The organism is Thermomonas brevis, from assembly GCF_014395425.1.
GTDB classification, from domain to species: Bacteria; Pseudomonadota; Gammaproteobacteria; order Xanthomonadales; family Xanthomonadaceae; genus Thermomonas; species Thermomonas brevis.
Window position 1 is genome coordinate 3,361,303 of the sequence record NZ_CP060711.1, and the last position, 24,804, is coordinate 3,386,106.

Annotated in this window: 24 protein-coding genes; 14 read left to right on the top strand and 10 right to left on the bottom strand. The window is 69.5% G+C overall.

The window, feature by feature from the left end; genetic code table 11:
• The first annotated feature begins 91 nt into the window (after positions 1–91).
• Entirely contained in the window at positions 92–376 is a 285-nt protein-coding gene (locus tag H9L17_RS15485; RefSeq protein ID WP_187570303.1) for a hypothetical protein, read from the top strand.
• Positions 377–471: 95 nt separating this feature from the next.
• Here H9L17_RS15485 and H9L17_RS15490 read toward each other — a convergent pair whose 3' ends face one another.
• Positions 472–900: a carboxymuconolactone decarboxylase family protein gene (locus H9L17_RS15490; protein ID WP_246455112.1), complete on the bottom strand. Its 429-nt coding sequence runs from the start codon at positions 898–900 to the stop codon at positions 472–474.
• Between the two features lie 295 nt (positions 901–1,195).
• On the opposite strand from H9L17_RS15490, the gene H9L17_RS15495 reads away from it, so the two are divergent.
• The 5 genes from H9L17_RS15495 (at position 1,196) to H9L17_RS15515 (ending at position 7,039) form a co-directional block, all read left to right on the top strand.
• Positions 1,196–1,894, top strand: a complete 699-nt coding sequence (locus H9L17_RS15495; RefSeq protein ID WP_246455113.1) for a hypothetical protein — start codon at positions 1,196–1,198, stop codon at positions 1,892–1,894.
• Positions 1,895–2,009: 115 nt separating this feature from the next.
• On the top strand, positions 2,010–3,176 hold the full coding sequence (locus tag H9L17_RS15500) for an esterase/lipase family protein (protein ID WP_187570304.1): 1,167 nt from the start codon (positions 2,010–2,012) through the stop codon (positions 3,174–3,176).
• Positions 3,177–3,273: 97 nt separating this feature from the next.
• A complete protein-coding gene (locus tag H9L17_RS15505) occupies positions 3,274–4,035 on the top strand; it encodes an SDR family oxidoreductase (protein ID WP_187570305.1) in 762 nt (253 codons plus the stop codon).
• A gap of 101 nt (positions 4,036–4,136) precedes the next feature.
• Positions 4,137–4,667, top strand: coding sequence for a hypothetical protein (locus H9L17_RS15510; protein WP_187570306.1), 531 nt, complete (start codon positions 4,137–4,139; stop codon positions 4,665–4,667).
• Between the two features lie 170 nt (positions 4,668–4,837).
• Complete coding sequence (locus H9L17_RS15515) at positions 4,838–7,039, top strand: putative bifunctional diguanylate cyclase/phosphodiesterase (protein WP_187570307.1); 2,202 nt, start codon at positions 4,838–4,840, stop codon at positions 7,037–7,039.
• Between the two features lie 96 nt (positions 7,040–7,135).
• Here the strand turns inward: H9L17_RS15515 and H9L17_RS15520 are convergent, their stop codons facing one another.
• From H9L17_RS15520 to H9L17_RS15535, 4 genes are all read right to left on the bottom strand, one after another.
• Complete coding sequence (locus H9L17_RS15520) at positions 7,136–7,402, bottom strand: hypothetical protein (RefSeq protein WP_187570308.1); 267 nt, start codon at positions 7,400–7,402, stop codon at positions 7,136–7,138.
• Entirely contained in the window at positions 7,402–8,718 is a 1,317-nt protein-coding gene (locus H9L17_RS15525) for a TFIIB-type zinc ribbon-containing protein (protein WP_187570309.1), read from the bottom strand. The genes H9L17_RS15520 and H9L17_RS15525 overlap by 1 nt, the downstream gene beginning before the upstream one ends.
• 20 nt (positions 8,719–8,738) lie before the next feature.
• A complete protein-coding gene (locus H9L17_RS15530; RefSeq protein ID WP_187570310.1) occupies positions 8,739–9,890 on the bottom strand; it encodes an SPFH domain-containing protein in 1,152 nt (383 codons plus the stop codon).
• A 207-nt stretch (positions 9,891–10,097) separates the two neighbouring features.
• The gene (locus H9L17_RS15535) at positions 10,098–10,778 is read right to left on the bottom strand and encodes a putative metalloprotease CJM1_0395 family protein (protein WP_187570311.1); all 681 of its coding nucleotides are present in this window, start codon (positions 10,776–10,778) and stop codon (positions 10,098–10,100) included.
• Between the two features lie 256 nt (positions 10,779–11,034).
• Here H9L17_RS15535 and bfr point away from each other — a divergent pair, with 256 nt between their 5' ends.
• Positions 11,035–11,520 carry a bacterioferritin gene (bfr, locus tag H9L17_RS15540; protein WP_187570312.1) on the top strand — a complete coding sequence of 162 codons (486 nt, stop codon included), beginning with the start codon at positions 11,035–11,037 and terminating at the stop codon, positions 11,518–11,520.
• A 56-nt stretch (positions 11,521–11,576) separates the two neighbouring features.
• Here the strand turns inward: bfr and H9L17_RS15545 are convergent, their stop codons facing one another.
• Complete coding sequence (locus H9L17_RS15545) at positions 11,577–12,485, bottom strand: LysR family transcriptional regulator (RefSeq protein ID WP_187570313.1); 909 nt, start codon at positions 12,483–12,485, stop codon at positions 11,577–11,579.
• A gap of 107 nt (positions 12,486–12,592) precedes the next feature.
• Between H9L17_RS15545 and H9L17_RS15550 the strand changes: the two genes are divergently transcribed.
• On the top strand, positions 12,593–12,835 hold the full coding sequence (locus H9L17_RS15550) for a DUF2798 domain-containing protein (RefSeq protein WP_187570314.1): 243 nt from the start codon (positions 12,593–12,595) through the stop codon (positions 12,833–12,835).
• 170 nt (positions 12,836–13,005) lie between these two features.
• Entirely contained in the window at positions 13,006–13,794 is a 789-nt protein-coding gene (locus tag H9L17_RS15555) for an alpha/beta hydrolase (protein ID WP_187570315.1), read from the top strand.
• A gap of 30 nt (positions 13,795–13,824) precedes the next feature.
• Here the strand turns inward: H9L17_RS15555 and H9L17_RS15560 are convergent, their stop codons facing one another.
• Together H9L17_RS15560 and H9L17_RS15565 are read right to left on the bottom strand one after the other, a co-directional pair.
• Positions 13,825–14,370: a DUF1579 family protein gene (locus H9L17_RS15560; protein ID WP_187570316.1), complete on the bottom strand. Its 546-nt coding sequence runs from the start codon at positions 14,368–14,370 to the stop codon at positions 13,825–13,827.
• 69 nt (positions 14,371–14,439) lie between these two features.
• Complete coding sequence (locus tag H9L17_RS15565; protein ID WP_187570317.1) at positions 14,440–15,231, bottom strand: helix-turn-helix domain-containing protein; 792 nt, start codon at positions 15,229–15,231, stop codon at positions 14,440–14,442.
• A 117-nt stretch (positions 15,232–15,348) separates the two neighbouring features.
• Between H9L17_RS15565 and H9L17_RS15570 the strand changes: the two genes are divergently transcribed.
• Positions 15,349–15,828, top strand: a complete 480-nt coding sequence (locus H9L17_RS15570) for a VOC family protein (RefSeq protein ID WP_187570318.1) — start codon at positions 15,349–15,351, stop codon at positions 15,826–15,828.
• Between the two features lie 153 nt (positions 15,829–15,981).
• Here the strand turns inward: H9L17_RS15570 and H9L17_RS15575 are convergent, their stop codons facing one another.
• Complete coding sequence (locus H9L17_RS15575; protein ID WP_187570319.1) at positions 15,982–17,955, bottom strand: GGDEF domain-containing protein; 1,974 nt, start codon at positions 17,953–17,955, stop codon at positions 15,982–15,984.
• Positions 17,956–18,142: 187 nt separating this feature from the next.
• Entirely contained in the window at positions 18,143–18,805 is a 663-nt protein-coding gene (locus H9L17_RS15580) for a glutathione S-transferase family protein (protein ID WP_187570320.1), read from the bottom strand.
• A 151-nt stretch (positions 18,806–18,956) separates the two neighbouring features.
• On the opposite strand from H9L17_RS15580, the gene H9L17_RS15585 reads away from it, so the two are divergent.
• The 4 genes from H9L17_RS15585 to H9L17_RS15600 all read left to right on the top strand — a co-directional run bounded on the left by H9L17_RS15585 (position 18,957) and on the right by H9L17_RS15600 (position 24,800).
• Positions 18,957–19,841, top strand: coding sequence for an ABC transporter ATP-binding protein (locus tag H9L17_RS15585; RefSeq protein ID WP_187570321.1), 885 nt, complete (start codon positions 18,957–18,959; stop codon positions 19,839–19,841).
• Entirely contained in the window at positions 19,838–21,388 is a 1,551-nt protein-coding gene (locus H9L17_RS15590) for a hypothetical protein (RefSeq protein ID WP_187570322.1), read from the top strand. Before H9L17_RS15585 ends, H9L17_RS15590 begins: the two co-directional genes overlap by 4 nt.
• 246 nt (positions 21,389–21,634) lie before the next feature.
• Positions 21,635–23,158 carry a beta-N-acetylhexosaminidase gene (locus tag H9L17_RS15595; protein WP_187570323.1) on the top strand — a complete coding sequence of 508 codons (1,524 nt, stop codon included), beginning with the start codon at positions 21,635–21,637 and terminating at the stop codon, positions 23,156–23,158.
• A gap of 109 nt (positions 23,159–23,267) precedes the next feature.
• Positions 23,268–24,800, top strand: a complete 1,533-nt coding sequence (locus H9L17_RS15600; protein ID WP_187570324.1) for a serine hydrolase domain-containing protein — start codon at positions 23,268–23,270, stop codon at positions 24,798–24,800.
• The last annotated feature ends 4 nt before the right edge of the window (positions 24,801–24,804 follow it).

Genomic DNA, 24,804 nt, shown 5'->3' on the forward strand with positions numbered 1-24,804 from the left:
CATGCCTGCCAGATGCGCCGCCGCCACGCGCCATTCACATGGCGACGCGCTATCGTTGCCTTCCCGATCCCTTGCCAGTCAGGTCGAGCAAGTGAAAGCCACCGTCGTCGGTCTAGTCACCCCACATGTCCTGCGCGTCATGGATGTCGCCAAACAGGCGGAGTCGGGCGCCAACGTGGATTGGCATCTGCGGGATGCGGTCGCGAGGACGGTGGACGAACTGGGCCAGCAGTACAACGCGCAGGATCTGCTCTCGGCGTATGTGCAGGGCCTGGAGTCGGCCGCTCGGGACGTGCCGCCGATCCGCAAGGTCTATGCCGATGCGTTGCAGGCCGCTGCGGCGATTGCCACGCGCGACCTCAGGGAACGCGATTGAGGAAAAGACGCCGGGATCGATGACGGTGTGAGCAGGCTGTAGCGCCACAAGTCCGGATTGTCCCCGACACCGTTTCCCGGACACCGTTTCTCGCGTTATGCCGCCTTCGCTTTCGGCACCTGGTAATGGCCGCCGATGTTGCGCGCGGCGACGTTGATCCGGTTCCAGCCGTTGATGGCGACCACCAGCAGGGTCAGGTCGACCAGCGCGTCCTCGTCGAACACTGCGCTCGCGCGTTCGTAAAGGGCGTCGGAAACGGCGCCGTGCGCGAGTTCGGTCAGTTCCTCGGCCCAGGCCAGCGCGATCTGTTCGCGTTCGCTGTACAGCGTGGTCTCGCGCCATGCCGGCAGCAGGTGCAGGCGCTGCTCGGTCTCGCCGGCGGCACGCGCGTCCTTGCTGTGCATGTCCAGGCAGTACGCGCAGCCGTTGATCTGCGAGACGCGCATCAGCACCAGTTGCTGCAGCGTGGGTTCCAGCCGGCCGCCGTCGTGCACCTGCATGCTCAGGGCGAGCAGCGGCTGCATGGCGGGATAGTGTTTCGCCATGGAAAAACGATGTATGAGGAAGGCTCCTAAATGGAGGCGGTTGCATGCCGAAACAGGCACGAGTGTCGGCAAATAGCGGAATCGAGTTCATTATCCGAGCTACATAGGCACTACGCTTTTGTGCAGCGCAAAGCTGCTCCGGACTTTTTATGTTGTGGGTTCTGGTCGCATCGACACGAAATGGCGTCGCCTTGTTATGCTCGTTTAGCAGTGGGGGGCACCGTTTGAACCTGGGGGTTGGATGTTTTGGCGATGCGTTCTCTCCGCTGCAGGCATGGTGCTCGCAGCCTCGTTGTTTGTCGCGAATGCTGCTTCGCCAACGTCATCTGCATCCGCTGCGGAAGCGCTGACTACCGAACCTGTCGAAGGCGTCAGCCTCGGCGAATGGACTGCGCGCTGGTGGCGTTGGGCACTCAACCAGCCGGTACAGCCTTTCCTGGATCCGGACGGGCGCTTCTGCGAGATGGGGCAGGAGGGGCCGGTCTGGTTCCTGGCCGGAACGAACGGCCGCTTCCGGCCGAAGCGCGAATGCGAAGTCCCGGAAGGCAAGTACCTGTTGGTGCCGGTGATCAACATGATCTATTGGCAACGCGGTCCCGGGGATTCGCGGTTGCCATGCAAGACACTGCAGGAGTCTGCGGCGGTGAACAATGATCATCTGCGCAGTGCGGTGGTGTTGCTGGACGATAAGCCGGTCGGTGACGTGCGCTTGTTTCGCGTCAAGAGCGAAGGCTGTTTTCCGATGGATCCCGACGACCCTTCATCGCCGCTGGGTGCGGCGGACGGCTATTGGCTGATGATCAAGCCTCTGTCGAGAGGCCCTCATTCGCTCGTGGTCGGCGCGAATTACGGCGAATCCGACGTGGCGTATGGCGGCATGAACCAGAACTTCGAATACGTACTGCACGTGGGCGGAAGAACCACTTTGAGCGATGCGGCCGACTACGGGCGTTCGCTCATTGCGACGCAATGAATTGCGTGGGCAGATCCCTAGGGGGCGGAATGGCATCGAACCCAGTTCGCGATGTTTCGAATCTTGCCTGTTGGCATCGCTTGAAAATTAAGGCTGTGCGGGTCGAGATGTTTCCGTGACTACGGAAGCGTCTCCCTTCGTCGTGACGTTGGTCCATGGAACCTTCGCCCGCGGCGCCGCATGGGCGAACGACGATGCGGCACTGGTTCGGCAACGCTTGCGCGAGCGGTTCGGCGAGGCCGTGCGTTTTCGCGCTTTCAACTGGAGCGGCTCGAACTCGCATTCGGCTCGTCGAGCCGGCGCGGAGGCGCTGCGCGAAGACCAGGATGAGGTTGCCCGCGCTTGGCCGGGTGTGCCGCGCTTCGTCGTCGCCCACAGCCACGGAGGCAATGTTGCTTTGTACGCACTGGGAGATGCTCCATCTCAGCCGGACTTGGCCGGGATCGTGACGATCGGGACGCCTTTCATCGCCAGCGAGGCGCGCAGCCTTGGAGCGGCAATGGGACTGCTACGTCTCGGCCTGCCGTTCATGACCCTGCTGTTGGGTGCGCTATTGCTTGGCGGCATTGCCGCGGTCGCTTCGCTCGCGTTGGGAACGCGGTTGTCGGGCACGGCTTGGACGTTGGCGGCATTGGTGTTCTCGGTGTACGGGATCGCCATGGTGATCAACGTGGCGTTCATGGTCTTTCGGAACATGCCGCGCCTTGAAGCCTCCCTGGCGGCGAGGCAAGAGGCATTGCTGGCCGAATTGCGCCTGCCTGTGCCACCCGTACCGATGCTTTGCATACATGTATCGGGCGATGAGGCGGGTTTGTGGCTGGGGCTGACCCGCTTTCTGGCGGAAATACCTTATGCGTTGTGGCGTAGGGCGACGCTGATTGGGGGGCTTGTCGTGCTGGGAGTGTCCACTTACGTCGCCATGTTGGGCGAAATCGATGGCCACGACCGCCTGCAGTCGCATTTGATCGCTGCCGGTGTCGGCTTGCTGGCAAGTGCGGCGACCATGCTCATGTACGGCATCTACTGGCAGCTCGTGATGGCTGGCGTGCCTCTGTTGGTGCGCGCTCATCCCGGTGCCTATGGTGGCGAAGGAATCTTTCATAACTGGCTCTTGCGGATCCGCACGACGGTGATCCCGGCAATGGCCGATGAGCACATCACCCGACACGCCTGCAAGGCGCCGCCTGGCTTGCGTGGGCTCAAGCACAGCTGGATGTATGGTGATGCTGAAGTGATCGATGCCGTGGCGGATTGGATGGATTCCCGGTTGGCGACGATGTGACGATCTTTCATGGCGTGCTGCTGAAAGGTGGCAAGAAACGGGACGCCGAATCTTAAAGACGCGGTCACCATGCGGCTCCATTTCACGGGAGTCCCGCATGCACATGCTGAAAGACAAGGTCGCGCTGATCACCGGCGCCAGTTCCGGCATCGGTCACGCCACCGCCCGCCTGTTCGCGCGGCATGGGGCGCGGCTGGTGATCGCCGGGCGGGACGCGGCGCGGTTGGCCGCGCTCAAGGCGCAGATCGAAGAAGGCGGCGGGCAGGCGCTGGCGCTGGCCGGCGATGTCCGCGACGAAGCCCACGCGCGGGCGTTGGTGGAGGCCGCCGTCGATGCGTTCGACGGGCTGGACATCGCGTTCAACAATGCGGGCGACTTGGGGCCGATGGGCCCGACCTCGGAAGTCGCGCTGGAGGACTGGCGGCATGCGCTCGACGTGAACCTGACCGCCGCGTTCCTCGGCGCCAAGCATCAGTTGCCGGCGCTGGTGGAGCGGGGCGGTGGCGCGCTGATCTTCACCGGTACGTTCGTCGGCCACACGGTCGGGTTTTCCGGCATGGCCGCCTACGCCGCGAGCAAGGCCGGCGTGATCGGCCTGACCAAGGCGCTGGCGGCCGAGTACGGCGGCCGGAACGTGCGGGTGAACGCGCTCCTGCCCGGCGGCACCGACACGCCGATGGGGCGGGCGGTGGCCGACAGCCCGGAAGCGGTCGCCCATGTCCGCAGCCTGCATGCGCTGGAACGGATGGCGACGCCGGAGGAAATCGCCGGCTCGGCGCTGTATCTGGCGTCCGACCTCGGTTCCTTCACCACGGGCGTGACGCTGCTGGCGGATGGCGGCGTGTCGGTGAAGCGATGATGCGTTCCTGAACGGAACCGATGCGCGCGAGGGCGGCGCTTTGACGCGGCGCCCACCCGCCGGCTGCTATAGCGGAAACACCCCGAATGCAGGAGTGGGCCATGTCCGACAATCCCGTGACCGGAGAGGTCTCCAACAGCAAGCTGGCGGCGGTGTTCCCGGCCAAGGCTTCCGCACAGGACGCGGCGGCGGATCTGGTGGAGCAGCTCGGCATCGCGCCTGCGCAGGTGAAGCTGATCACGCCGGGGACCACCGACGTCGACATCAAGCTGGAGCCGGAGGGCGGCAACATCTGGCGCACGATCGTGCTTGCGCACCTGAAGCTGTGCCTGCTGGGCGCGATCGTCGGCGGCTTGGTGTTCATGGGAATGATGCTGGCGGACGTGCACTACGTCGAAACGTCGCCCCTGGCCGCAGGTGGCTGGTGGGTGCTGTATGGCGCGATCGGGGGCCTGTTCCTCGGCGGGCTGGTGGCGCTGCGCCCCGACCACGACCGCTACATCCAGGCGGTGCGCGAGGCCATCGCGGCCGGACGCAGCGCGGTTGTCGTGCATGCGCTGTCGGCGATGCAGCAGCGCGAGGCCGCGCGCTTCCTGGCCGCGCGCGGCGCGGAGGTGACGCGCACGCTGTAGGCGGGGCCGGAGGGTGCGGCTTGCGGCTTTGATCGCGCGGGGCCGGCTTTCCAGCGGCGGAACGGCTACTTGCGGTATGGTGGCACCCGCGTCCGACGGAGTTTGGCCGCTGTCGTCGGAGCGGGGAGAGCAGGGCACGGGAGTGGCGGCCGCATGCCGGAGAGACGGCGATGAAATGTCCGCCCGCGTTGCCCGCGGAAAAGGAGCGGTTGCAGGCCCTGTCCGATTACGGATTGGGCGAGAACCGGCCGCTGCCCAGTTTGGATGCCGTGGTTCAACTCGCCGCGCGCTCGCTCGGAATGCCGATGGCGGCGGTCAACATGATCGGCAGCGACCACGTGTTCTTCGCCGCCAGCGCCGGCATCGAGCCCGGCGGCGAAGGCGTGGACATGGCGCGCGACGTGTCGTTCTGCGCGCACGCGATCACCCAGGACGGGGTGATGGTGGTGTCCGACGCCCGCCTCGACGAACGCTTCCACGACAACCCGCTGGTGACAGGATCGGCGGGATTGCGTTTCTACGCGGGCGTGCCGCTGCTGTCGCCGCAGGGGCATCCGCTGGGCGCGCTGTGCGTGCTCGACCAGCGCCCGCACCACGATTTCTCCGACGCCGACCGCCAGCACCTGCGCGAGCTGGCGAAGATCGCATCGGACCGGCTGGAGCTGCGCCGGATCGAGCTGTCGGCGAACGCGATGCGGCCGTTCGACGCCTACGCCCGCAACTCGCCGACCGCGGTGGCGTGGTTCGACGGCAGCGGCGCGATCGTGGCGTGGAACGATTCCGCCGCCACCCTGTTCGGCTACGAGCCGTCCGAGGGCATCGGCCGCCGCATCGACGAGCTGCTGGCGGAGCCGGATCGCGCCGAGGTGAACGCGCTGATCGCGCGCGCCGCGCGGGCCGGCTCGGTGGACGGCCTGTCGATGCCGGAGCGCATCTGCGGCCTGCGCAAGGACGGCAGCGAATTCCTGCTCGGCATCGCGCTGTTCTGCTGGAACGAAAACGGGCGGCTGATGTTCAACGTGCATTTGCAGGACCGCACCGCGCGCCTGCTCAAGCAGGAGGAACTGCATCGCCTGGCCAGCACCGACATGCTCACCGGCCTGCCCAACCGCACCGGCCTGTACCGGCGCATGGAATCCGCGCTGCTGGAATCCAGCGAGCTGGCCGTGCTGATGCTGGACCTGGACGGCTTCAAGGACGTGAACGACACGCTGGGACACGGCGCAGGCGACGGCCTGCTGTGCGAGATCGCGCGCCGTCTGAAGCAGTGCATCGGCCCGGAGGACCTGGTGGCGCGGATGGGCGGCGACGAGTTCGCGATCCTGCTGGCCGGCGTCGGCGACAAACAGCAGGCGGTGGATCGGGCGCAGCGGCTCGTGGAGGTGGTCGCCGAGCCCGTCATGCTCGACGGCAGCGAGGTGCGGGTGGCGGCGTGCTGCGGCATCGCCATCGCGGGCGAGCACGGGCGCGAAGCGCTGGAGCTGGTGGGCGACGCCGACCTGGCGCTGTACCGGGCGAAAAAGGAGGGGCGTGGTCAGGTCTGCGTGTTCCTGCCGGCGCTGCGCGAGGAAGCCAACACGCGCCGCCTGCTGGGCACCGAACTGCATCGCGCGGTGAGCGAAGGCGAGTTCGTGCTGTTCTACCAGCCGCAGGTCCGCCTGAGCGACGGCGCGCTGGTCGGCGCCGAGGCGCTGATCCGCTGGCTGCATCCGCAGCAGGGCCTGCTGTCGCCGGCTGCCTTCCTGCCGGCGCTGGAAACCGGATCGCTGGCCGCCGCGGTCGGCGCCTGGGTACTGGACGAAGCCTGTGCGCAGGCCGCCTACTGGCGCGCGCGCGGCGCGCCGGACCTGCGCATCGGCGTGAACCTGTTCGCCGCGCAGCTGCGCCTCAACGACCTGATCGCCGACGTGCTGTCCGCGCTGCGCCGGCATGGCCTGCCGCCCTCCGCGCTGGAGCTGGAGGTGACGGAAAACATCGTGCTGGACAACGACGACCTGGTGCTCGACACGTTGGCCGGGTTGCGGCAGGCCGGTGTCGGCATCGCGTTCGACGATTTCGGCACCGGCTATGCCTCACTCAGCCTGCTGAAGAAATACCCGCTGACCCGGCTGAAGATCGACCGCTCCTTCGTCAAGCACGTGCACGAGTCGGACCGCGACGCCTCGGTGGTGCGGGCGATCGTGGACATGACCCGCAGCTTCGGCCTGGACACCATCGCCGAGGGCATCGAAAACGAACGCCAGCGCGACCGCCTCTACCGGATGGGATGCCAGGAAGGGCAGGGCTATCTGTTCAGCCAGCCGCTGCCGGCGCTGGTGTTCAGCGACGCGTACGGGATCGGCGATGGCAGGCCGCTGGCGATCCGGGCCTAGACGCGGGTTTCGGGAAACGAACTGCCTCCCATGCGATGGAAAGGCGGCGAAGCCGAGCCGTCGCGCGCGATCGCGAAATCGTTCGCCGGCGCGGCGTCAGGACGAATCGCCGCCGCTGCGCACCCGCTCCACCCGCTGCCGGTACGCGCGCAGGTTGTCGCCGCGGATCCGGGTTTCCCGCGTGCCCGTCACTTCGTCCACTTTCCGGTCGGAGCCGGTCACGGGCTTGGCCTCGACCTCGGTCTCGCGCTCGAACGCGTGCGACTTGTCGGTGTTGCGGTAGTACCGGTACAGCGCCCAGTACAGGCCGGTGGCGCCGGCCGGGCCGAGCAGCAGCAACCAGAGTCCGCCGTCGTCGCTCATCACTGATTCCCCACGATCCAGAGTGCGATGCCTTCGAGGAAGGTGCCCGCGGTGAGCGCGGCGGCGAGCAGCTTCCACTGCTGCACCGGCACGCTGCCCATGGTTTCGCCGGTGCGGCCGTTCACCGCGATGTAGTGCAGCATGCCGCCGTTGCCGCCCGGCTGGTGGTACGAGTACAGCCAGACCGGCAGGTACATGGACACCCAGCGCGAGCCGTGCACGTCGATGCGTTCCTGCTCCCAGCGCACCCCGCGGTCGTAGCGGTTCGCCGAGGCCTCCACCTGGGCGCGGGCGATGGACAGCAGCTGATCCTCCATGCGCGGCAGCAGGGCTTCGACGTTGTTGTCGCGCTTCTCCGAGCTGTAGCCGGACAGGTAGGAGGCGTTCCACTTCACCGCGTTCTTGGTATCGAACGGCAGGATGGCGTTGATGATGTTGTTGGTGTTGACGCGCGTGTCCAGGTTGCCGCGTGCGGTGGAGGATTCCAGCGGCAGGTCGTCCACGGTGAAGTCCACGTGCCGTTCCACGCGGTACACGTCGGCGTCGTAATAGGTCTGCTTCTTGTCGCCTTCGCCGCGGGTGTAGCGGCGCGTCTCGATCTCGCCGTGGCCGCCCACGTCGGCGCTCGCGTTGGCGTCGACGATCATGTAGGGCAGGTACACGCCGACCACGTTCTCCGGCGTGAACTGTTCCTTGAATGCCTTCAACGCGAAGAACTTCCGCTTGTCCACGAACTGGCGGATGCGCGCGACCGCATCGTCCTTCTTGACATGGAACGGCAGCACCGCGTCGGGCACGGCGCCGTTGGCGATCTGCTCGTTGACGCCGAACACATGCCGGCACCAGTGGCAGCGCGCGGTCATCGCGTTGCCGGTGTTGACCGTGACCTCGGCGCCGCAGCCGGCGCATTTGAAGGTCATCAGCGCGGCGGCATCGGCGGCGATGTCGCGGGCACCGGAGGCGATCACCGTGCCCCGGAGCTGGTCGATGCCGGCGCCCAGCCCGAACTCCTCTTCCACCCGCTGGCCGTGCCACTCGTGGCGGCAGTACAGGCAGACCAGCAGGTCGGTGCCCGGACGCTGCTTGATCTCCGTCGAGCCGCACTTCGGGCAGCGGTTGAGGCCGTCCTTCAATTCCCTGGACGCGGTGTCGATGGCGACCGGGTCGGGCTTCAGCAGCTCGTCGCGGATCGGCGGGGGCAGGGTGGACGGATCGACGCTCAGCTCGCCCGGCAGCGGCGGCACGTCCTGCGGCGACCCCGGGCCCAAGGCGGGAGGCGCCGGCGGCACCGGCGGAGGCGTGTTGGCGTTCGGCATGGGCGTGGTGCGGCCGCGGCTTACAGGCCCAGCGCCTTGGCCTTGAGCGCGTCGTAGTCCTGCTGGGTGATCAGGCCGAGGTCGAGCATCTCCTTGGCTTTCTTCAGCTTCGCCACCGGATCGTCCGCCGCCGGCGCCGCGGGGGCGGTCGGCTGCTGCAACCCGCCGATGCCGCCCATCATGCCGCTGGCCATGCCGATGCCCATCATCCCCGCCGCGCCGCCGTTCTCGCCGGCCGACTGGATGCCCTGGGCGACGCTGGCCTGCAGGTTGGAGTTGCCGCGCGCGCCGGACAGCGCGTCGGCGCGCTGCACGGTCTTGAGCAGTTCGCGGGTGTTGGCGTCGTATTCGATGGAGACGATGGCGGTCTTGACGATGGCCAAGCCGCGATCCGACTTCCACTGGTAGGCGTTCTCGACCGCATCGGAAAGGCTCTTCGCGAAGCCCACCGAATCCTGCTGGATCTTGGTGATGCGGTTGCCCTTGGACGGATCGTTCGTGTACAGGCTGAAGGCCGGCGCCAGCGAGCCGACCACCTCGTTGAACAGCTGGCTGGCGGCGACGTTGTCGAGGTCGGTGAAGTCGAACACCTGGCCCGGCTGCAGGTAGCTGGCCGGCACGAAGTTCTTCACGAACAGGATCGGGTCGACGATCTTCAGCGTGTACGAGCCGCGCGTGACCGCGCCGACCTGGGTGTTGAGGAAGCCGTCGTCCCAGTAGATTTCCGACTGGGTGCCGAAGCGGTTGTCCGGCAGTTCCTTCAGCGAGACGAAGAACGCCAGCTGCTGCGAGCCCGGCTGGCCGCCGAACTTGAAGCGCTCCCAGCTCTGGGTGATGAGCGAGCTGACCAGGCCGTCGCCCGCGAAGATCGACTTCGAGTTGACGTCGTCCGAACGCCATTCGTAGCCGCCCGGTTCCGCGGCGAAGCCGGTGATCTTGCCGTCCTGCATCAGCAGCAGGCCGTAGCCTTCCGGCACCACGATCTTCGAGCCGTTGCTGATGATGTTCGATGAGCCGTGGGTGTTGGAGCCGCGTCCGGCATTGGTGCCGCGCGGCACCGCGGCGAACAGCGCCGCAGTCGGCGGCAGGCCGTCCGGCACCGTGTAGAAGTCCTTCCACTGGTCGCCCAGCGCACCGCCGACCGCGCCCACCACTGCCTGCACAAGACCCATGACATTTCCCTGTGGTTCGTGGCCGGGCACCGTGCCCGGCAAGCCCGGCAACTATACATCCGCGGACGGAGGCCTTTCCGGCGGCGGAGCGCGCGGGAACACCACCGCATGCGCGGTTGCCGGCGCGTCGCGGAATCGCCGTCCGCCCGTCGCTCCGACCCGTTTCTTGTTGGGATTGCGTTGCGGGATGCGACGGTCCGATCGCGATTACGCGGCGGACGCCTTTTCCGTTTCCCGATAGGCGCCGGCGGCGTGCGCGAGCCGCCGCTGGCGGCTGCCGTCGTCGCCTGCGGACGCGTGCGCCTGCGCCCTGTCCTGCTGCTGGAGTTCGCTTTGCGCCTGGTGCATGGCCCGTGCGGCCTGGGCCGCCACGCGCCTGTCCTGCGGCGAGGGCTCGGCGGGCGCCAGCGCCGCCTGCTGGAGGATGCGCATCTTGGCGATGGTGTCTTCGGGCTTGCCGGGAATCGGCGACGTGTCCACCGACACTTCGCCGCCGGTGGCGTAGCGCTTGCCGTCCGGACCGCGGGTGAACGTGAAGCTGGCGCTGCCCGTGTAGGCGCCGCCGGCGCCCTGGTGCGCGGCTTCGTGCTGGCGGACTTCGGTGTCCCGCGCCTTCAGTCTGTCCAGTTCGACCAGCTGTTCCGCCGTCAGGCCTCCGGCGATCTGCCCGCGCGCGGCCGATGCGCCCGTGGAGCGGCCGGAGGCTTGCGGCGTGCCGCTGGTGTCTGCCCGTTCGCCCGACGGGCGCGCATGCGCCGAGGTGGCGCCATCGCCGGAATGCGGTGGCTGCGCGCCCGGACCCGACGCGCCCTGCGAGGCCGCGTTTTGCGCCGGCAGGCGAAGCCGCGCGCTGGGAAACGATGCGGAACCGATGCCGGAGACGGACATGGCAGTTCACCTGTGCGTCGCGCCGGCAAGGACATGCCGGCCTGCCGCGCAGTGTGGACCCGAACGCGCGTGGGAGACAAATCCGGGGACCGGATCGAGCGGCACGCGCCGTCGCCGTTCCGCTATACCCGGTTGCCCGGCTTCGACATCCATGGGCCGCCACGGGGGATGCGAAAGGAAACCGCACGCATTCGCGTCCCGTCATGACGCTGCGGGTTCGGGCACACTGCCGCCGTTTCCGCAGCGAGCCATTGCCATGAAAGGCCATCCCGAAGTCGTCGATTACCTGAAATTCCTGCTGCGCGGGGAACTGGCCGCGCGCGACCAGTACTTCATCCATTCGCGCCGCTACGACGACCTGGGCCTGCACGTGCTGCACCAGCGGATGCACCACGAGATGGAGGAGGAGACCCAGCACGCCGACGCGCTGCTGAAGCGCATCCTGTTCCTGGAAGGCACGCCGGACATGAACCCGGACGCGTTCGAGCCGGGCATCGACGTGGAGGACATGCTGCAGCGCGACCTGAAGACCGAATACGCGGTGCGCGCCCACCTGGCCGAAGGCGTGGCGCTGTGCGAGCGGCATGGCGACTACGTCAGCCGCGACATGCTGGTGTCGCAGCTGGTGGATACCGAGGAAGACCATGCGCACTGGCTGGAGCAGCAGCTGCGTCTGATCCGCATGCTCGGCCTGCCGCTGTACCTGCAGCGCCAGATGGGCGAAGCCAAGGGCGGCGAATAAGCCGGCTGCCGATCGCGCATGGCGGCCGATTCGGGCAAATAACGGCGACGCGGCCGTCAGGCGCTCGCCGACGCCATCGCAAGCTGCGGATCGGACTGCACGAACGCCTGCAGGTGATCCACCAGCGCGCGCACCCGCGCCGGCAGGTAGCGCTGCTGCGACCACACCGCGAACAGCGTCCGCCGCTGCGGCGTCCAGCCTTCCAGCACGGTGGTCAGCGTGCCGCGGGCGATGGCGTCGCGGGCGAGGGTGTTCGGGCACAGCAGGATGCCGAGTCCCGCTTCGGCCGCGGCCACCGCCAGCCGCATTTCGTCGACGCGCAGCCGCGCCTGCGGGCGCAGCGTGGTGTCCGCGCCGCTGGCCGGATCGCGCAGCGGCCACGCCAGCAGCGGCGCGGTGACGATGGCGTCGTGTCCGGCCAGGTCGCGCGCGTGCATCGGCGTGCCGCGCCGCGCGAGGTAGGCGGGCGATGCGACCAGGTGCACGCCGATTTCGCCGAGCCGCTTCTGGGTCAGCAGCGAATCGTCCTGCGCGCCGACGCGGATCGCGAGGTCCGCGCCGCTGCCCACCAGATCCTGCACGGCATTGCTGAGCTGGAGCTCCAGGCTCACCTCGGGATGCGCGTCGAGGAAGCCCGTCCACGCCGCCGTCAGCGGCCCGCTCGCCAGGTTCACCGGCGCCAGCACGCGGATGTGGCCGGCGACGCGGCGCAGGTTGGCGTCGAGCGATTGCGTGGCCTGGGTCAGCGCGTGCACCAGCGGCCGGCATTGCTCGTAGTACTGCAACCCCTCGGCGGTGGGTTGCAGGCGGCGGGCGCTCCGGTGCAGCAGCCGGCAGCCCAGCTCCTGCTCCAGCGTTTGCAGGCGCCGCGTCACGGTGGCGGCGGGCAGGCCGAGGCGCTCGGCGGCGGCGCCGAGGCTGCCGGCTTCGACGATGGAGACGAACAGGGCGATCGCGTCGAACATGGCCGATCCATGATTGCGTTTTCGCGAATCATAGATTGAATTTATGGATCTGGTTCCGGATGTGGTGTGTATCTAGCCTGTGCGCGTCCCGACACGGAGCTTCCGCCATGACCCAGCCTCAGCGCCTTCGCCTCGTCTTTTCCGGCCTGATGTCCCTGTGGATGTCGCTGCTGATGACCGCCTTCGTGGTCTGGCTCAACCTCGGCTTCGATGCCGCCTATCTGCTGCACTGGCGGCACGCCTTCCTCGCCGCCTGGCCGGCCGCGTTCGCCATCGTCCTGCTGTTCGGGCCGACGGTGCAGCGGATCAGCGTGGCGATCGCGGGAGCCGGCGCAGCGGCCGACTCCTGATGCCGCGCGCGGCCTTATGGCAGGCACCGTCGCTCCGCTCGATTGCGGGAATCGCACGTCCTGGCCGGTGCGCAACGCCGCGCACCGGCTGCCTTACCATGCGCTTCCGCAACGGAAAGGGAAATCGCATGGCATTCGCAGGACGCGCCGCGGCGCATTGGATCGCCGCAATGTTGGCCGGATGGATGCTGGCGTCCTGCGCGCACGCGCCGGCCGCCGAAGAGGCCGCACCGCCGCCGCACGCCTCGTTCACGCTCGAATCCGCAGCGCTGCACGAGACCCGGCGGATCAACGTCTACCTGCCGCCCGCACAGGCGCCGGACCGGCGCTATCCCGTCGTCTACATGCTGGACGGCGGCGTGGCCGAGGATTTCCCGCACGTCGCCAACACCATCGACGCCGCGATCCGCGCGGATCGCATGGCGCCGGTGATCCTGGTCGGCATCGAGAACACCCAGCGGCGGCGCGACCTGACCGGGCCGACGTCGGTGGCCGAGGATCGCGAGATCGCGCCGGTGGTCGGCGGTTCCGCGCAGTTCCGCGCGTTCATCGCGGACGAGCTGATCCCGCGGATCGAAGCGGCGTATCCCGCCAGCGGGCGGCGCGGCCTGATCGGCGAATCGCTGGCGGGACTGTTCGTGCTCGAAACGCTGTCCGCGTCGCCGGAGCTGTTCGACACCTGGATCGCGCTGGATCCGAGCCTGTGGTGGAACAGTGGCAAGCTGGCCGCGGACGCGCCCACGTGGCTGGCGGCGCATCCGCACGCGCGCGGACGACTGTACGTGGGATGGGCGGAACCGGAAACGATCGGGCCCAACGTCGGCGTGCTGGAGCGCGCGCTGGCCAGCGCGCCCGCGAGCTTGGCGTGGCGGGTGGTGGCGCGTCCCGATCTGGATCACGGGACGATCTACCGCGCGCTGGCGCCCGAGGTGCTGCCGGCGATGTATCCGCCGGAGTGACGGCGGCCGGCGGCGCGCGCCGTCCCGCGATCACGGCTTGCGCGTGTACTCCAGGCGCACCGCCAGCGTTTCCCTGCCGTCGCGCCGTTCGTAGTACTCGTGGCTGAAGTGGTCGGTATCGACCAGCCGCACCACTTCGCGCAGTGGGCTGGTGCCGCCCGGATGCGCCGGATCGGGCACGCGGCCGAGGAAGGTGTAGCTGGAGGTCTCGGCGTCAAAGCCGCCGCGCGCAACGATGGCGCCGTCGAAGTTCACGTCCATCCACAGGCTTTCGTACCGGCCGCTGGCGCCGTCGTAGCCGAGGTAGCCGAGCCCGTCGAACGGCGTGGCGGCGTCGATGTGCAGCTCCTGCCGCAGATGCCGCCCGCCCAGCACCGGCGCGAAGGTGGCGCGGCCGGCATCGACCGCCGGCGGTTGGCCGGGCGCGGTCCAGAGCGTCTGCTTCACTTCCCAATGGCCGATCAGCATGTCCAGGCGCCGCAGTCCCGGATCGGCGGCGGGCTCCGCCGCGCGCGCGTGGGAGACGCCGAGACCGGCGGCGAGGAGAACAAGCGGGAGCAGGCGGCAGGCGCGCATCGGGCAATCCATCGGGGAGGGAGGCGCCAGCCTGCGGATGCGCGCGCGGGCCGGCAATGACCTGCGAGGTCAAGCGTCGCCGCGCGCCAGCTCCGCGCAGACCTTCGCGGTGTGCACGTCGGCCGGGAATGCGCATTCGATGCGCAGCCCTTCCAGGGTGACGTCGAACGGCATCGAGAAGGTGGTGATGGTTTCGAAGAACTGCAGCTCGCCCGCGCCGCTGCGGAAGCGCAGGGTCAGCACCGGGTCCGGCGCGCGGATGGCGGCGCGGCCCGGCGCCGGCACGTCCGGATAGCGCGAGATCGCTTCCAGCATCTTCCGCGGGGCGGGGTCGGTCGGCGCGGCGGCGATCTGCGCGTGCAGGTGGTGCAGGAACTTCTCCGCCACTTCGGGCCAGTTGACGATCACCGCGCGGAAGTCCTCGGGATCGAACACCTGGTGAAGCAGGTTGGCGTGCCGGCTCTCGCGCCCGGCCATCAGCAGTCGGTTGACGCGCTGCGCCGCCGCGTTCGCCATCAGCACGTTCCACTGGCGGTCGAGCACGAAGGCCGGGTACGGCTCCTGCTGCGCCAGGATCAGCTCCACTGCCTGCCGCATCCGCTCCAGCACCGGCGTTTCCCAGGCGTGCTCGGGATAGTCGGGCGCGTAGCCGGCGGCCAGCAGCAGCGCGTTGCGCTCGCGCAGCGGCATGTCCAGCACCGCGGCCACCCGCGCCAGCGCGTCGCGGCCGGGGCGTGCCTTGCCGGTTTCGATGCAGCTCAGGTGGCGCGCCGACATGTCCGCCGCCAGCGCCAGGTCGAGCTGGCTCAGCTTGCGCGCCGCGCGCCATTCGCGCAGCAGCAAGCCGATGGGAGGAGGCATGGGCGGGCTGGGGGGCATCGGACGGGTGGCCTGCGGCGGCGGACGTCGCCGCATTATCTGTCGATTTCCTTCACGCCCGTCCGTCGTACAGTCGAACCCCCACGAAGGAGCAAGGCCATGACCCCGAAGAACGCCATCTGCCTGTGGTACGACGGCGCCGCGCTGGAAGCCGCCACGTTCTACGCCGCCACCTTCCCGGACAGCGCGGTGGGCCGGGTGATGCACGCGCCGGGCGATTTCCCGTCCGGCCAGCAGGGCGACATCCTCACCGTGGAGTTCACCGTGCTGGGCATCCCCTGCATCGGCCTCAACGGCGGGCCGGCGTTCAAGCACAGCGAGGCGTTCTCGTTCCAGGTCGCCACCGACGACCAGGCCGAGACCGACCGCTACTGGGACGCCATCGTCGGCAACGGCGGCGAGGAAAGCGCCTGCGGCTGGTGCCGCGACAAGTGGGGCATCTCGTGGCAGATCTCGCCGCGCGCGCTGCTGGACGCGATCGTCGATCCCGACCGGGTCGCGGCCAAGCGTGCGTTCGACGCGATGATGACGATGCGCAAGATCGACATCGCCGCGATCGAGGCGGCGCGGCGGGGCTGAGCGCGGCGGCGGGCCTGTCGCGCCATCGACGATTCGACGCGAGCGGCGAACGCCGTCGGCGACGGCGACTCGTCTTTCGCTTTCAGGCAAGCCGTTGCCCGCCGACTCGACGCCAGCGATCCACACTGGCGCTTCCGGCGGAGGAGCCGCGCTTCAGCCGACGTCCGAACGACCGTTGTCGTCCCGGTCCTCGATCCGCACGAAGCCCTGCCGCTCCCAATCCTGGAGCTGGGCCATGTCGATCGGCCGGTGGCCGGCCAGCGCATCAATGCCTTGTGGAGTGAGCCGCACCTGCACGATCCGGTCGCGGCCAGCGTGCTTGGCGGCGTACATCGCCGCGTCAGCCCAGCGGATGGTGTCGGAGAGCGATCCCTGCCAGCCCGCCGCCAGCGGATGGCGGACCGCGCCGCCGGACAGGGTGATCGCGAAGGCGCCGCCCTCCCAGGCCACCGGCGCGTTGGCGACCGCGCGACGCAGGGCGCGCAGATCGCGCGCGAGCGCGGCGTCGTTGCGCGGCGCCAATACCAGCAGAAACTCCTCGCCGCCCCAGCGGTAGATGGCGTCGCCGTCGCCCATCGCCTGGCGCAGGCGGTCCACCACGGCCTTGAGCGCGGCGTCGCCGGCGGCGTGCCCGTACGCGTCGTTGACGGCCTTGAACTCGTCCACGTCGAGCAGGAGGACGCTCTTGCCGGCGTCGCGTTCCGGTGTGGCGGCGCTGGCGCGCACCTGGAATTCGTAGCGGCTGAAGGCGCCGGTGAGCGGATCGTGGCGCACGGCGTGCGAGAGGCGGTCGCGCTCCCGGTGCGCGCGCCGCCGGCTCAGGGACAGCAGGCCGGCGATGCAGGCGGCCAGCAGCGCGAGCGCGGCGAACAGCGCCATCCGCAGCCGTTCCGCGCGTACCTGTGCGCGCTCCAGGCGCACCTGCGCCGCCAGCGATGCGATGCGCTGCTCCTGCGCTTCGGCGCGCTGCCTGGCTTCCAGTTCGGCGATCGCCCGGGTCTGTTCGCTGCGGAACAGGTGCGACCAGATCGCCTGCCGGCGCTCCAGCGACGCGACCGCCTCGGGCCAGGCGCTCTGCCTGCGAAGCGCATGGATCTCGCGGTCGAGGCCGTCGAGCACGTCGATCATCTGGCCCCGCCGTTCGAAGCTGGCGGTCGCTTCGCGCATCCCGCGCAGGCCCTCGGCGACGTCGCCGGCGGCGATGCGCGCCTGGCCGCGCAGCAGGTCGGCGCGAGTGCGGTAGTAAGCATTGTCCTGCCGTTCGGCGAGTTGCCGCAGCCGTTCCACCGCCCGCATCGCCTCGGCGGGCGGGGCCGTGGCGAGTTCGAGCGCCGCCCGGTTCGCGGCGATGCGCAGCGTGTTGAAGCCCGGCGCGCCGCGGGCGTCGATGCGGCCAGCCTCGTCGAGCGCTCGCTTCGCTTCGACGGTGCGCCCGAGTTGCAGCAGCGCCATTGCCCGCGCACCCAGCAGCGACACCGGATTGACCGACGCATCGGCGGGCGGGGCGGCCATGGCCAGGCCCATGTCGGCATAGCGCAGGGCGTCGTCCGGCCGCTCCATCGCGTTGTACAGCTCGGCGATGGTGCCGAGCCGGTACAGCGTCGCCTGGCGGCTTCCGGAGGGCAGCCGCTTCGCCCACTTCAGCGCTTCCAGCTGGTGTTCGAGCGCGAGCCCGAAATGGCCGACGTCGAAATACAGGTTGCCGTACACGCGCTCCAGCGCCTCGCGCAGTTCGGGCGACGCCTGCGGACGGACGCGGCTGCGGACGGCGTTGAGCGCGTCCAGGCTGGCGTCGATGGCGGCATCGTCGTGGGTCGCGAAGATGCGCTCGATTTCCATCAGCTGCGCGGTGTCGCGGTCGCCGTTGGCTTCGGCGAGGCGGCGCAGCGAGTCCATGAAGGCCAGCCGCAACTCTCCGTGTTCGCTGACGGCGATTTCCGCGCGCAGGCGGTCGCGTTCGGCGGCGTAGGCCGACGACGGCGTCGTCGCGGGCGGAGGCGCGGCGACGGCGCTGCCGAGGGCGAGCAGGAGCGCGAACGCGGCGGCGAGGCGGCGCAGGTCCATGCGCCCGATGAAACCGATGGCGCAGCCGGCGTCGCCCGCGCGTGTTCCCTGGTTACCCTTCATGCGCGCTCTTGCTTCCGTCTCTCTGGCCGAATCGTGTCGCGGACGGAGCAATGTAGGGAATGCGCGGGCCGGCGTCGACCCGGCGCGGCGGTCGCGCTGTCCTGCAAACGGGAGGGATGTCGATGTCGTTCTCGGAGCGCGTGCTGGCGCATGCGCGGAAGGTGCGGCTTCCGTCGCGCTGCGCGCGTCAGTCTCGATCCGGTGCCCCAAGCGGGAAGTAGGAGCGGAACGGCCGCGCCTCGTCCACTGCGCGCTTGACCGAGGGCCGCGCCAGCAGGCGCTCACGGTAGGCACGCACGTTGGCGAAGCGCGCGTCGATCGGGTGTGTCCAGTCGGCATAGAACAGGAACGGCGCGGCGCCGCAGTCGGCCATCGTGAATTGTTCGCCGCAGGCCCAGGTGCGGTTGGCCATGCGCATGTCCAGCCAGGCGTACGCGGTTTCCAGCATCTTGCGGGCCTCGTTCACGCCGTAGGGATCGCGGTCGGCTTCCGGGCGGAGCACGTCGAAGACGAATTTCTGCTGCGGCGTGGAGACGTAGTTGTCGAAGACGCGGTCGAGCATCCGCACCTCCAGCGCGGCGTCGCCGTCGTCTGGGATCAGCCGGACCGGGCCGGGATGGCGCAGTTGCAGGTATTCGATGATGCAACTCGCTTCGAGCACGGTGCGGTCGCCGTCCGCCAGCACCGGGAAGCGCTTCATCGGCCACAGTTCGGCCAGCTCGGCGCCGTTCTGCGGGTCTTCGAGGTTGCGGTAGTCGAACGGCGTGCCGTTCTCGTACAGCGCCACCAGCGCCTTCTGGGAGTAGGACGAGAACGGATGGGCGTACAGGCGGGGGCGGGCAGGGGTCATGGCGGTCTCCGGCGGGATTCGAGGGTACGACGAGCGGGCGCGCCGGGATTCGACACCGGGCGTCCCCGGAGGACCCCTGCCGAATGACCTATTGTTTAGGTGTTATACATCACTAACATACCAAATCATCTAGGCAGGCAAGGCGGATGGGATGGCACTGGAACTGGCGCTGGAAGGCGTGGGCTACCGCTATCGCGGAGGACACGAGGCGGTGGCGGGCGTGGATCTGGCGATGGCGCCGGGGATCGTGGGGCTGCTGGGGCCGAACGGTGCCGGCAAGTCGACCCTGATGCGGGTGTTGTCCACGCTGTCGAAGGCCACCGCCGGCCGGGTGCTGTGGCGCGGCGAGGACATCGCCCGCAAGCCCGACGCGCTGCGCCGCGAGCTGGGTTACCTGCCGCAGGACTTCGGCGTGTACGAGGCGCTGTCGGCGCGCGAGTTCCTCGCCTTCCTGGCGGCGGTGAAGGGGCTGCCGGCGCGCGCGTCGGTGGCGCGCGTGGACGAATGCCTGGCGATGGTGGGGCTGGAGGACGTGGCGGATCGCCGGCTGGGCGGCTATTCCGGCGGCATGCGCCAGCGCGTCGGCATTGCCCAGGCGCTGCTCAACGATCCGAAGCTGCTGATCGTCGACGAGCCCACGGTCGGGCTGGACCCGGAGGAGCGCGTGCGCTTCCGCCACCTGCTGGCGGAGCTGGCCGGCGAGCGGCTGGTGATCCTCTCGACCCACATCGTCTCCGACATCGAGGCCAGCGCCGGCATGCTGGCGGTGATGGCCGGCGGGCGCCTGCGCTTCCACGGCAGCCCGGAAGCACTGATGGCCGACGCCGAAGGCCATGTGTGGCAGATGACCATCGACGCCGAACGCCTGGCCGATGCGCGCGCGCGCCTGCGCATCAGCCGCGCGCAGCGCCGCGTGCACGGCGTGGAGCTGCGGGTGGTGGGCGCGGAAGCGCCGTCGGCGGACGCGGTGCCGGTGGCGGCCGACCTGGAGGATGCCTACCTGTGGCTGCTCCACCGCAGCGGGGCGCAGGCGTGAGCGCGCCGCGTGCGGTCGCCGCGGTGCTGGCCGCGGACCTGCGCCAGCGCCTGCGCACGCCGCGCTTCTGGCTGGTGGTGGCCGGGCTGGCAGCGCTGATGTGGTGGTGCTTTCCCGCCGCGAGCGAAGCCTACCTGACCGTGTCGGTCGGCGACGGCATGCGCGGGCGCTATTCCAGCGCATGGATCGGCATGGTCGCCGCGCTGATGTACAGCGTCACGCTGTCGCTGGCGGGTTTCTACCTGGTGCGCGGCACGCTGGTGCGCGACTTCGAGACGCGCACCTGGCAGCTGCTGGTCGCCACCACCATGAGCCGCGGCGCCTACCTGTGGGCGAAGTGGCTGAGCCATCTCGTGGTGCTGCTGCTGGTGATGGCGGGCGGGCTGATCGTCGGCTTGGCCGCGCAGTGGCTGCGCGCGGAAGACCTGCGCATCGACCTGCTCGAACTGGTCAAGCCGGTGCTGGTGCTGACCGTGCCCTCGCTGGCGCTGACGTCCGCGCTGGCGGTGTGGTTCGACATGGTGCCGTGGCTGCGGCGCAGCGCCGGCAACGTGCTGTTCTTCGTGCTGTACGTGGCGCTGGTGGCGATGGGCACGTCGCAGGCCGACCAGCGGCCGGGCGCGGCGGTGCCGTTCCCCGGCGATCCGCACGGACTGCTGCTGGCTGAGCACGACTTGTCGCGCGACTGGCCGGCGATCGATGCGGGCAAGGAACTCGGCCTGAGCATCGGCACGCAGTCGCTGGAGGGCAAGCGGCCGGTGCTGCTGGAATGGCCGCGCTGGACGCCGGACGCGGGCGGGCTGCGCGCACGCGGCTTCTGGTTCGGCTTGGCGCTGGTGTTGCTGGCAATGGCGGTGCCGCTGCTGGACCGCTGCGCCGCGCACGTGGGCAGCCCCGGCAAGGCGCGCGGCGACGGTGCGCGGCTGCGCTGGCTGGAGGCGCTGCTGACGCCGCTGCAACGCGGGCCGTTCGGCGTGCTGGTCGCGGCGGAGCTGCGGCTGGTGCTGCGCCCGCGACGGGCCTGGTGGTGGCTGCTGTTGCTGGTCGCGCTGGGCGTGCAGGCATTCGCGCCGGCCAAGGCGATGGCGGTCGCGATGATCGGCGCATGGGTGCTGGCGCTGGACGTGTTCGCCCGGTTGATCCTGCGCGAACGCGAGACGCGCACGGCGGCGCTGGTGTTCACTGCGCCGGGCATGCGCCTGCGGCTGCTGGCGGTGCGCGCGGCCGTCGGCATCGGCCTGGCGTGGGCGCTGGTGCTGCCCGCGTTGCTGCGGCTGGCGCTGTCGCAGCCATCGGCCGCGCTCGCCACGCTGGTCGCCGGGTTGTCGATTGCGCTGTGGGGGCTGGCGACCGGCGCGCTGTTCCGCAACGGCCGGCTGTTCGAACTGCTGCTGCTGGCCGCGGCCTACGTCGGCGCGCAGGGCGCGCTGGTGCTGAACGTGGTCGTCGATCCGATGGCGACCCTGCGCTGGCACCTGTTCGCGCTGCCGGTGGCGGCGGTCATGCTGGCGCTGGGGTGGCGTAAGCCGGAGGCGTTCGCGCACTGACGAGTGCGTTGTGCCGCCCTGGTCAGCCGTGATCTCTTCGGCAGGACGAGAACGGATGGACGTACGGGGAGGGCAAGGGGGCACATGTGTGTCTCCGTGGGGTTCCCGCATGCGACGAACGGCGTGGATGGAAATCAACGCCGGGAGCTGGGAATGTCACCCTGCCGTGGACTGGGCCGGGCCGGATGGTGGCATGGCCGCGATCCATGCAGAATGCGGAATCCCCTCTTCGGATTGCCAGCCGCGATGACGACACCCTTCAGGTTCGAGGTGTTGCTGGCCTGCCTCCTGCTCGCCGTTGCCGGCATCGGCTGCGCCCACCGGCCGCCGGTTGTTGCTGCCGACGGTGAGGCGCCGCGCATCGTGCCTCTGCCGCAGCGGGTGGAGCCCGGTGCCGGGGAATTGCGGTTCGCGCGGGAAGTGGCGCTGGACGCGGCGGATGCGGCCCCCAATGCCGGGCGCGCGTTGCGGGAACTGTTGGCGGGCTTGGGCATCGCCTTGAACGACGCGGCGGCGACGCATGTCCGGTTGCAGCTGACGGAGGACGCGGCGCTGGGCGGGGAGGGTTACCGACTGGCGGTGGCGGACGGCATCGTCCTGAGCGCGCGGACCGATGCCGGCCTGTTCTATGCGGTGCAGAGCCTGCGCCAGCTGCTGCCCGCGCAGGCGCAACCGGACTACCGGTTGCCGCATCTCGCCGTCGTGGACGTTCCGTCGTATCCGTGGCGCGGCGTGTCGCTGGACGTGGCGCGAAGCTTCCTGCCGATGGCGTACCTCGAAAGACAGATCGACCGCATGGCGCTGTTCAAGTTCAACCGCCTGCATTTGCACCTGACCGACGACCAAGGCTGGCGCATCGAGATCAAACGCTATCCGAAACTGGCGGAGATCGGCGGCGCCAGTGCGGTCAAGGGCGGGCGTGCCGGCTACTACACGCAGGAACAGCTGCGGCGCCTGGTGGCGTATGCGCAGGCACGCGGCGTCACCATCGTGCCGGAGGTAGACATGCCCGGCCACGTGCAGGCGGCGCTGGCCTCCTACAACGAGCTGGCCTGCGATGGCGTGCGCAACCTGTCTCCCTACGATGGCGTGGACGTGGGGTTCAGCGTGCTCTGCCTCGACAAGCCGGACGTGGTGTATCCGTTCGTTCGCGGAGTGCTGGAGGAAGTGCTGGCGATTTTCCCTTCCCGCGAGATCCACATCGGCGGCGACGAGATCAAGCATCCCCGTTATTCCGATTTCGTCGCCCGCACGGCCGCCATGGTGGAAGCGATGGGGCGCACGCCCATCGTCTGGGAGGAAGGCTCGGTGGCCGATACCAGCCCCGGCGTCCTGCTGCAACTGTGGAACGACGATTACGATATCGCCCCGGCGGTCGCCAAGGGCCATCCGCTGATCCTGTCGCCTTGCTCGTACTTCTACATCGACCACGGCAACTACGCGGGGCAGCCCGAGACCTACGACTGGTGCCGCAAGGAAGGTGTGCCGTTGGCGCGGATCTACGGCTTCGATCCGGCGGCGTTCAAGAGCGCGGTCGGTGTCGAAGGCGCGCTGTGGTCGGAATGGGTGCACGCCGACGCCACCGTCGACAATCGCCTTTGGCCGCGCTTGGCGGCGGTGGCGGAAGTGGCGTGGACCCCGGCGTCGCGCCGCGACTATGCCGGGTTCGCTCAGCGGATGGGCGCGTTGCGCCCGCATCTGGATGCGTTGGGCATCCGCTACCACCCCGAACCGGACCTGGGCTGGGCCGGCGCGGGCATGCATCGCTGATCATCACCGGCCGGAAAGGCCGGCGCGCGAAGAGGTGCAACCGCGCGTGCATGGGGCGTATCTCCTGCATGCGTGGACACCGTCGTCCACGTGACGCCGGGAAACCGCCATGCAGATGCCGTGTACACGCGCCGCACTCGTCCTGTGTCTGATCTTCTTGCCGTGGGCGCGCGATGGGTTGGCTGCGCAGCCGGCTTCCCCGGCCGCCGCACATGTCCCCGATCACGCGCTGACGGCGCCATTGCGCGAAGCGCTCGACGCGGCGAGGCGCGTGCCCGGCGGGACGCCCGCGATGGCGGCGGTGGTGGTGCAGGGCGATGCGGCGCCGTGGATCGACGTGCGCGGCGTCGTGCGCGCGGATCGCGATGCGCCGGCCGATGCCGACACGCGCTTCTACATCGCCTCGCAGACCAAATCCTTCGTCGGCCTGCTGGGCGCGGTGCTGGATGCGCGCGGCATGTTCCCGCTGTCGCGGACGCTGGCCGAGGTCTGGCCGGACCTGGTCCTGCCCGCGCCAGCGGACCCGCACCGGATCACGATGGCCGATCTGCTTTCGCATCAGGAAGGGCTGCGCACCGACACGCTCAACGTCCTCGCCGCCCACGTGCGCGACGTGCCGGCGGCGGAGTATCCGGCGCTGTTGGCGACCGAGGCGCAGCCGCGCGATCCCGGCTTCCGCTACGCCAACATCGGCGACCTGATCTACGGCGCGGCGCTGGAAACGGCGACCGGCCGGAACTGGCGCGACTGGCTCGATGCCGAGGTGCTGCGACCGCTGGCGCTCGACGGCGTGTCGTCGCGCACTTCGACGGTGCCCGCCGAACGCCTCGCCTGGAACCACCAGTGGGACGGCGCGCGCTGGCGCACCCTGCGGCCCAAGCCCGACGCGCTGATGCACGCGGCCGGCGGCCTGGTCGCAACGCCGGCCGCGATGGCGCGCTGGATGCAGGCCAACCTCGGCATCAGCAATGCGCGCGGCGCTCTGCCCGCCGCCGCGTGGGAACGCTCGCAGCGTCCGCTGGCGCGGGCGAAGCTGGCCGACGGCGAGATCGACTGCGACGGCTACAGCCTCGGCTGGTACAGCTGCGCGTATCGCGGGCAGCGGGCGCTGATGCATCCGGGCTCCTACGACGGCACGGTATCGGTGACCGTGCTGGTGCCGTCGGCGCGCGCTGGGCTGTCGCTGGTCGCCAGCAGCGACAGCGCGATGGAGGGATTGCAGCTGGCGATGATGAAAGCCTTCATCGGCCTGGCGACCGGACTGCCCGGCGAGCCGGAACGCCTGCGCAACGCGATGGAGGCGTGGCCGGCGAACGTCGAGGCGAAGGCGGCGAAGCGCCGCGCCGCGATCGAACGGGATCGCGCCGACCCGCAGTGGGGCGGTTGGCACTGGCATCCCGATGCCGCCGCATTGCGAACGTGCACAGGCAGTTTCGCCAACGCGTTCTACGGCGTCATGCGCGTGGAGCGGGACGGAGGATCGCTGTCGGCCCGCATCGGCGAACTGGAGTTGCGCTTGGCGCCGGCGCGGCCGGGCCTGTTCGCCGCTTCGACCGCGGCGCTGGAGCCGCCGGAGCCGCTGCAATGCGATGCCGGTGCGGGCCGGCTCACCTGGCGCGGGCAGGCGTTCCAGCGCCAGTGAGCGG